Origin of the sequence: Kitasatospora sp. NPDC059803 (assembly GCF_042732255.1) — a bacterium.
Lineage (GTDB): Bacteria > Actinomycetota > Actinomycetes > Streptomycetales > Streptomycetaceae > Kitasatospora.
In genome coordinates this window covers 14,883-22,900 of record NZ_JBHWIJ010000123.1, presented here as the reverse complement: position 1 = coordinate 22,900, position 8,018 = coordinate 14,883, and the positions used below count along the sequence as shown (strand labels likewise).

Annotated in this window: 7 protein-coding genes; 2 read left to right on the top strand and 5 right to left on the bottom strand. The window is 73.9% G+C overall.

Translation table 11 applies throughout. The features are described from left to right. Positions 1-121 precede the first annotated feature (121 nt). Complete coding sequence (locus ACFV6I_RS20560) at positions 122-997, bottom strand: sulfurtransferase (RefSeq protein ID WP_380426795.1); 876 nt, start codon at positions 995-997, stop codon at positions 122-124. A 182-nt stretch (positions 998-1,179) separates the two neighbouring features. Between ACFV6I_RS20560 and ACFV6I_RS20555 the strand changes: the two genes are divergently transcribed. Then, complete coding sequence (locus tag ACFV6I_RS20555) at positions 1,180-1,920, top strand: VOC family protein (RefSeq protein WP_347878564.1); 741 nt, start codon at positions 1,180-1,182, stop codon at positions 1,918-1,920. Positions 1,921-1,937: 17 nt separating this feature from the next. Here the strand turns inward: ACFV6I_RS20555 and ACFV6I_RS20550 are convergent, their stop codons facing one another. The 4 genes from ACFV6I_RS20550 to ACFV6I_RS20535 form a co-directional block, all read right to left on the bottom strand. Beyond that, positions 1,938-2,591, bottom strand: coding sequence for a thymidine kinase (locus tag ACFV6I_RS20550; RefSeq protein WP_063349376.1), 654 nt, complete (start codon positions 2,589-2,591; stop codon positions 1,938-1,940). A gap of 61 nt (positions 2,592-2,652) precedes the next feature. Beyond that, positions 2,653-3,840, bottom strand: coding sequence for an alkaline phosphatase family protein (locus tag ACFV6I_RS20545; RefSeq protein WP_063349375.1), 1,188 nt, complete (start codon positions 3,838-3,840; stop codon positions 2,653-2,655). Positions 3,841-3,875: 35 nt separating this feature from the next. Beyond that, entirely contained in the window at positions 3,876-4,475 is a 600-nt protein-coding gene (locus tag ACFV6I_RS20540; RefSeq protein ID WP_063349374.1) for a DUF5998 family protein, read from the bottom strand. A gap of 92 nt (positions 4,476-4,567) precedes the next feature. Next, on the bottom strand, positions 4,568-7,408 hold the full coding sequence (locus ACFV6I_RS20535; protein ID WP_380426793.1) for a GNAT family N-acetyltransferase: 2,841 nt from the start codon (positions 7,406-7,408) through the stop codon (positions 4,568-4,570). A gap of 218 nt (positions 7,409-7,626) precedes the next feature. Between ACFV6I_RS20535 and ACFV6I_RS20530 the strand changes: the two genes are divergently transcribed. Further along, positions 7,627-7,908 carry an HPr family phosphocarrier protein gene (locus tag ACFV6I_RS20530; protein ID WP_063349373.1) on the top strand — a complete coding sequence of 94 codons (282 nt, stop codon included), beginning with the start codon at positions 7,627-7,629 and terminating at the stop codon, positions 7,906-7,908. The last annotated feature ends 110 nt before the right edge of the window (positions 7,909-8,018 follow it).

The following is an 8,018-nucleotide window of genomic DNA, read 5'->3' as shown; positions in this document are numbered from 1 at the left end:
CGGGCCCCCCGGGCCCAGGGGGGCCGCCCGGGACGCCGGCACCCGGGCCACAACGCCGGTGTACCCCCCCAGCGCCCCGGGGGGGGCGGCCGGGCCTCCCGCCCCTGACACACGCCCGGACTCAGCCCGGCTGGTCGGTCACCGCCACCGGGCGGGCCTCGTCGCTCGACCACTCGCTCCACGACCCCGGGTACAGCGTCGCCGGCAGGCCCGCCACCTCCAGCGCCAGGATCTGGTGCGCCGCCGTCACCCCCGAGCCGCAGTACACCGCCGTCTCCCGCTCACCCGCGCCCAGCGCACGGAACCGCGCCGTCAGCTCCGCGGCCGACCTGAACCGCCCGTCGGCCGCCACGTTCTCGGCCGTCGGCGCCGACACCGCGCCCGGGATGTGCCCGGCGCGCGGGTCCACCGGCTCGCTCTCGCCCCGGTAGCGGTCCCCCGCCCGGGCGTCCAGCAGCAGCTCGCCGCGCGCCCAGGCCGCCGCGCCGTCCGCGTCCACCACGGGCAACTGCCCCGGGACCGGCTTGAAATCACCCTCCGCCGGCGCCGGAACCTCCGCCGTCACCGGCAGTCCGGCCGCCGACCAGGCCGCGTACCCGCCGTCCAGCACCCGGACATCCCGGTGCCCGGCCCAGCGCAGCAGCCACCAGGCGCGGGCCGCCGCCAGCGAGGCCGCGCCGTCGTACACCACCACCGGGCGGTCGGAGTCCACCCCCAGGCGGCGCATCGCCGCACCGAACTCCTCCGGGTCCGGCAGCGGGTGGCGGCCGCCCCGGCCGGGGGCGCCCGGCGGGGCCGCGAGGTCCCGGTCCAGATCGACGAAGCGGGCGCCGGGCAGGTGCCCGGCCCGGTACTCCTCGACGGCGGTCGGGCCGGACTGCGCGGCACCGACCAGCCGGTAGCGCACGTCCAACAGCACCGGCGGGCGCGCGGAGGCGAGCGCCTGCGCCAGCCCGGCCGCGGAGATCAGCGGGGAACCGTCGTTGTAGGTGGTCATGGCGGCCATTGTCGCGCAGCGCCGCCAACCCGCCGCTCTTTGTGCGCTCTTTGCCGGAATTTCCGCGCGGCCCGAGGGTTCGACGCGCGCCAGAGTGGAAGCATCACCCTCGCGCGCGAGGATTTCCGTGCGCCAACCACCCATTGCGCCAACCACCCATGAGGAGGCCCGCATTGCCCGCGGTGGAACTCCGACTGGCCCAGGGCACCCCCTGCTGGGTCAGCCTGCTGACCGACGACCTGGCCGGCGCCCGCGCGTTCTACGCCGACCTGCTCGGCTGGACCTACACCCCGGGCCCCGGCCAGCTCGGCGCCTACGTCCGCGCCGAACTCGACGGGGCACCGGTCGCCGGCCTCGGCGTCTCCACCGCCACCGGCTTCCCGGTGCAGTGGACCACCTACTTCGCCGTCGACGACGCCGACCACACCGCCCAACTGGTGCGCTCCTGCGGCGGAACCGTGGCCGTCGGGCCGCTCCAGGCCGAACGCGCCGGGCGGATGGCCATCGCCGCCGACGTCTCCGGCGCCGTCTTCGGCCTCTGGCAGGGCGAGGAGCACACCGGCCGGGAGGCCGGGCCCGAACCCGGCGGACCGGCCTGGACCGAACTGCTCACCCCCGACACCGACGGCGCCGTCGCCTTCTACACCGCCGTACTCGACCGCCCCGTCCGGCACGCCGACGACGAGTCCGCGCTACTCGTGCACGGGCAACCGGTCGCCGGCATCCGGCACCGCGCCGAACTGCGCGGCCATCCGCCCCGCTGGCGGGTCCACTTCGCCGTCCGCGACGCCGACGCCACCGCCCGGCACGCCGTCGGACTCGGCGGCCGCGTCCTGGTCCCACCGCACGACACCGCCCGCGGCCGCGCCGCCCGGCTGTCCGACCCGCAGGGCGGGCACTTCTCGGTGCTGGAACTCCGCTAGCGCGCCCAGGACAGGACTCAGACCTGCTGCTCGAAGGGCAGCACGTCCGGGGAGAGCACCGAGGCCCGGGCCGTCGCGGCGGTCAGCCGACGGCGGTGGTGCCGGCGGCAGAGCACCTCGTACCCGACCTCGTCCTCGTTCACCGAGATGTCGCCGACCACCACCTGGGCGCCCTCGACCACCATCACCCCGCCCACCGTCCGGGCGTTGTGCGTCGCCCGCGCACCGCACCAGCACAGCGCCTCGACCTGGAGCACCTCCACCCGGTCGGCCAGCTCGATCAGCCGCTGGGAGCCGGGGAACAGCCGGGTGCGGAAGTCCGTGGTGATCCCGAACGTGTAGGCGTCGATGTCGAGTTCGTCCACCACCCGGGCCAACTGGTCGACCTGCTCGGCGGCGAAGAACTGCGCCTCGTCGCAGATCAGGTAGTCCACCCGGCCGCCCGCCGAGAGCCGGTGCACCACGTACGCGTGGAAGTCGAAGTCGTCCGTCACCTCGACCGCGTCCGCCCGCAGGCCCAGCCGGCTGGAGATGGTCGCCGCACCGGCCCGGTCGTGGCGGGTCAGGATGAGTCCCTGCCGGCCGCGGGCGGAGTGGTTGTGGTCCATCTGCAGCGCCAGCGTCGACTTGCCGCAGTCCATCGTGCCCGAGAAGAACACCAGTTCAGCCATGGGTGGAGCAAAGGCCTTTCACATCAGGGGAGTTCGGGCACAGAAGAGTCAAGGACCTGGCTCAGCCGCGAACTTCGAGCAGCGGCACGAACTGCTCGACCGGGGTCATCGAACCGTGCAGACCGATCATCGCGGACTCGCCCGGCTCGTTGCGGGAGGCGGTGATCGCGATGTCGTCCCGCGCCGCGGCCACCACGTCGCCGATCCGCCCGTACACCCGCTCGTCCACGACCGGACCGAACCAGCCCGCCGCGATCGCCTGGTCCCGGGTGGCCACCCACATCCGGTCGCCCAGCACCTCGCTCCAGACCGCGAACACGTCGGCCGCCGCACCGGGCACCGCGTACACGTGCCGGGCCCGGCCCTCGCCGCCCAGCAGGGCCACTCCGGCGCCCAGCTCCCAGTCCTCGTCGAAGTCGATCCGGTCCTCCGGCGCGATGTCGATCATGCCGTGGTCGGCGGTCACGTACATCGCCGACCGCGGCGGCAGCCGCTCGGCCAGCCGACGGGCCAGCCGGTCCACCGCGTCCAGGGTCATCCGCCACTCGTCCGAGTCCACCCCGAAGCGGTGGCCCGCACCGTCCAGCTCGCTGACGTACGTGTAGACCAGCGCCCGGTCGTGCTCGGCCAGCCAGGAGGCCGCCAGGTCCATCCGCTCCTCGCCCGTGGTCCGGCCCAGGAAGGTTCCGCCGGACAGCGCCACCCTGGTCAGCGGCGTCTGCGAGAACAGCGGGGAGGACACCTGCGCGGTCGCCACCCCGGCGGCGTCCGTCCGCTCGAAGACCGTCGGGTACGGCTGCCAGACGTGCGGGTCGGTGTGCGGCTGCCAACGCAGCTGGTTCATCAGATAACCGGCGCCCGGCACCGCGACCGTGTACCCGGCCAGACCGTGCAGCCCCGGCGGGGTGCCGGTGCCGACCGAGGCCAGCGAGGTCGCCGTGGTCGACGGGAAACCGGCGGTCAGCGGGCGGCCCGAACCACCCATCGAACTCCCGGCCAGCGAGGACAGGAACGGCGCGTACTCCGGGTGCCGCAGCAGCAGCTCCCAGCCCAGGCCGTCCACCAGGAACACCACCACCCGGTCCGCCGGGGCGATCGGCAGGGTCGCGGTGAAACCCGGAACGCCCAGGCCCGCCGCCACCGAGGGCAACAGGTCGCAGAGCGAACCGCTGCCGTACGGGGGCGCGGGAGCCGCGGCCGGGTCGAGGATCTCGAAGGCGTCGAAGCCGCCGGAAGGTGCGAAGGACATGAAACCGGATTCGTAGCAGTCGAAGGCGGCGGCGCTCAGACCCGCGGGCCGTTGCTGATCGTCGCGTCGGAGAGCGCGCGGGCGAACACCAGTGCCTGGGCCACCGTCTCCGGGCCGTCACCGGCCTCGCTCACCCGCAGTGAGAGATCGTCAGCCGTCGCCGAACCCGTGTAGCCGTGGTCAGCCTCGCAGTTCGGGTCCGAACAGCCCGCGGGCTCCAGGTCCAGCCGCTGCACCGCACCCCAGCCGATCGTCAGCACCACCTCGCGCGGCAGCGTCCCCGGCGTGTACGTCTCCGGGTTCGCGACCATCCGGCTCAGCACGACCGAACCGATCCGGTCCAGCCGGACACTCTCCGTCGACGTCGTCGCGAACGGCACCGCCGGACTGCCCGCGTCCCCCGACTGCTCGTCGGTGTGGCTCACCACGAACCGCGTCGGGGTCAGCACCAGCACCGTCACGTGCCGACGCACCTCGTTGGCGTCGAAGGTCGTCTCCTGGTGCACCAGGTAGGAGCTGATCGGCTCCGGGCCCACCGCGGCCTCGACCGCCTCGGACACCAGGGCCGGGTAGTAACCGCTGCGCTCGATCGCCGAGCGCAGGTCCTGAGTGCTGGTGGTACCGGTCTTCGCCATAACTCCATCCTGGCATGGTCCGCCGACGAAGCGGGCGGCACGGCGCCGAGCTTCGGACAACAGCGCCCACAGGCAGGCGCAACCAAGGAAGGTTACAGGCTGCTCATCGCGCGCGGGCCCAGATCGCTACGGACGGGCAGCGGCGCGATCCGCACCCGCGCCCCCAGGATCGCCAGCCCGTACGGGGCCACGACCACCGGTTCGAGATCCACCGAGGCGATCTCCGGCACGTCGTCCACCAACTGCGACACCCGCAGCAGCAACTCCTCCAACGCGCCGGTGTCCACCGCCTCCGCACCCCGCCAACCGAACAGCAGGGGCGCCGCCCGCACCTCCCGGACCAGCCCGGCCACCTCCTGGTCGGTCGCCGGGACCAAGCGGTGCGCCACGTCGCCCAGCAGCTCGGCGGGCGCCCCCGCCAGGCCGAACGACAGGATCGCGCCGACCGCCGGATCCACCGTGGCACCGATCACGGTGTCCACCCCGCGCGGCGCCAGCCGCTGCACCACCAGCTCCGCCTGCGCCGCACCGCCCAGCAGCGCGTCCAGCTCGCGGTGCGCCCGGCGCAGCCCGGGCTCGCCGGTCAGGTCCAGCCGCACGCTGCCCAGGTCCGGGCGGTGGCGCAGATGCGGGGCGGTGGCCTTCAACGCCACCGGATAGCCGAGTGTCGCCGCGGCCCGCACGGCCGCCTCCTCGTCCGGCGCCGGCAGCGCCGGGAAGACGTCGATGCCGTAGCGCGCCAGCAGCTCACGGGCCCCCGCGTCCGGCAGGGTGATCCGGGCGCCGCCCGGCTGCGTCCGCGCGGCAACCGCCGTCCGGGTGCTCAACGCCGCCTCGACCAGCGCCCGGGCGCCCGGCTCGTCGATCCGGTCCAGCTCGGGCACCCGGGCCGTCTCCTCCGCCTCGGCCGTCCGGCGCCGCCACTGCGCGTAGTGCACCGCATGCGCCAGCGCCCGCACCGCCCGCTCCGGCGCCGCGAACGCCGGCACGCCCCCCGGGCGCAGCCGGACCGGCAGATCGGTCAACGCCAGATGGGCGAGCACCAGCGGCTTGCCCAACTCCCTTGCCCTTCCGCTGGCTTCGAGCAGTGCTTCGGCGATCTCCGGATCGTCCGAACCCATCTCCGGATCGTCCGGACCGGTCAGCCGGCCGCCCATGAAGGCGTGCGCGGACGTGCCGATCGGCGGGATCGCCACCGCGATCACCGCGTCCACCGCCGGATCGGCCAGCGCCACGTCCAGCGCGATCCGGAAGTTCTCGCCCGTCGCGGCCGTGGTCAGGTCCACCGGCGTGCGCGGCCGCAGGCCCGCGCTCAGGCAGGCGTCGTAGGTCAGCAGACCCAGCGAGTCCGAGTTGCCGACCACCGCGACCCGGTCCCCCGGCGGCAGCGGCTGCAGGGCCAGCAGCTCCCCGGTGTCGTACAGCTCGGTGATCGTCTCCACCCTGATCACGCCCGCCTGCTCGAACAGCGCGTCCACCGTCGCGTCACGCAGCCCCGTCGCGGTCGCCGGCACCGCGTGGCCCGGCGGCAGGCTGCCGGTGTGCCGGGCGCCCTTCACCACCACGACCGGCTTCACCGCGGCCAGCCGGCGCGCGATCCGGGTGAACTTGCGCGGGTTGCCGAAGGACTCCAGGTAGAGCAGCACCACCTCGGTGGCCTCGTCCTCCGCCCAGTACTGCAGGAAGTCGTTCCCGGAGACGTCCGACCGGTTGCCCACCGAGGCGAAGGAGGACACCCCCAGGCCCCGGCGGTGCGCCGACTCCAGCAGGGCCACCCCGATCGCGCCGGACTGGCAGAAGATCCCGAACCCGCCCCGGCCCGGCAGCTGCGGGGCCAGCGAGGCGTTCAACGGGCGGCCCGGATCGGTGTTGATCAAGCCGAAGGCGTTCGGGCCGATCACCCGCATCCCCGCCGCCCGCGCCTGGCGCACCAGCGCGCGCTGGCGGTCCCGGCCCTCCGGACCGGTCTCCGCGTACCCGGCGGTCACCACCACCAGGCCCTGCACCCCGTGCGCGCCGCACTCGGCGACAGCCGCCGGGACGGCCCCCTCCGGGACGGCGATCACCGCGAGATCCACCGGCCCGGGAATGTCCAGAACCGAACGGTGCACCGGGACGCCGTCCAGCCCGGTGCCCGGCGGGGCGTTGCGGTTCACCGCGTACACCGGGCGCGTGTCGTCGGCACTGCCCAGCAGGTCCCGCAGGATCGCCCGGCCCACCGTCTGCGGATTGCGCGACACCCCGATCACCGCCACCGACCGCGGGGTCAGCAGCCGCTGCACCGACTTCGCCTCCGCCCGGTGCTCGCGCGCCCGCATCACCGCCAGCGAACGGTCCGTCTGCTCAAGATCGAACTCCAGGTGCACCACACCGTCGGTGAAACTGCGGCGCTGCGTGTAGCCGGCATCGGTGAAGACCTTCACCATCTTCCGGTTCTCCGGCAGCACCTCCGCCTGGAACCGGCGGATCCCGCGCTCCTGCGCCACCGCCGCGACGTGCTCCAGCAGCGCCGACGCCACCCCGCGGCCCTGATGGGCGTCCTGCACCAGGAACGCCACCTCGGCGTCCGTCCCGGCCTCGGACGGACGGCCCTGCGCGTCGATCCGGTCGTAGCGGACGGTCGCGATGAAACGGTCCCGGACCACCACCGCCAGCGCCACCCGGTCCACGAAGTCGTGGTGGGTGAAACGGCGGACGTCCTTCTCCGACAACCGGGGATAGGGGGCGAAGAAACGGAAGTACTTGGACTGGTCCGACACCTGTGCGTAGAACTCCACCAGACGCTCCGCGTCCTCCGGCGTGATCGGCCGGATACGGGCCGTACCGCCGTCCCGCAGCAGGATGTCGGCCTCCCAGTGCTGGGGGTAATCCGGTCCGGATTCCCCCCGGTCACCGGGGTCCTGCTCGGGCTGCGCCACTGCGGAGTCGTCCACATTCGTCAGGTTATCCGGCAGCGAGCCGAATGGCGCCGGGCGCACACTGGCAGCAGGGTGGGCAGGGCCGCTGGCCGGGCCTTATGCCCCGAAAAGAAACAATCACAAGTCCCGAACGCGGCGGCTCGCAGGGGCCGCCTGCGTGCAACACTGGTCTAGACAACATGGCCGCTTCCCCGAGCACGGCCGTAACCAGCTTCACCGGAAAGGCACGTCTCATGGCTGAGCGCCGCGTCACCATCGGTTGGGCCGAGGGCCTGCACGCCCGTCCCGCCTCCGTCTTCGTCCGGGCCGTCACGGCCACCGGCGTGCCGATCACCATCGCCAAGCCCGGCGGCAACCCCGTCAACGCCGCCTCCATGCTCGGCCTGCTCGGCCTCGGCGCCCAGGGCGGCGACGAGGTCATCCTCGCCTCCGACGCCGACAACGCCGACGACGCCCTGGACCGCCTCGCCAAGCTCGTCCAGGAAGGCCTCGACGAGCTCCCGGCCGCGGCCTGAGCCAACTCGACCGACAGAATGGGGGGGGCGCGGGGCAAAAGGGCGCGGCGGGGGGTGGGGTGGGATAGGGCGATAGACACCCCCGTGAGCGAGGGCGGGGGCGGGGGGGC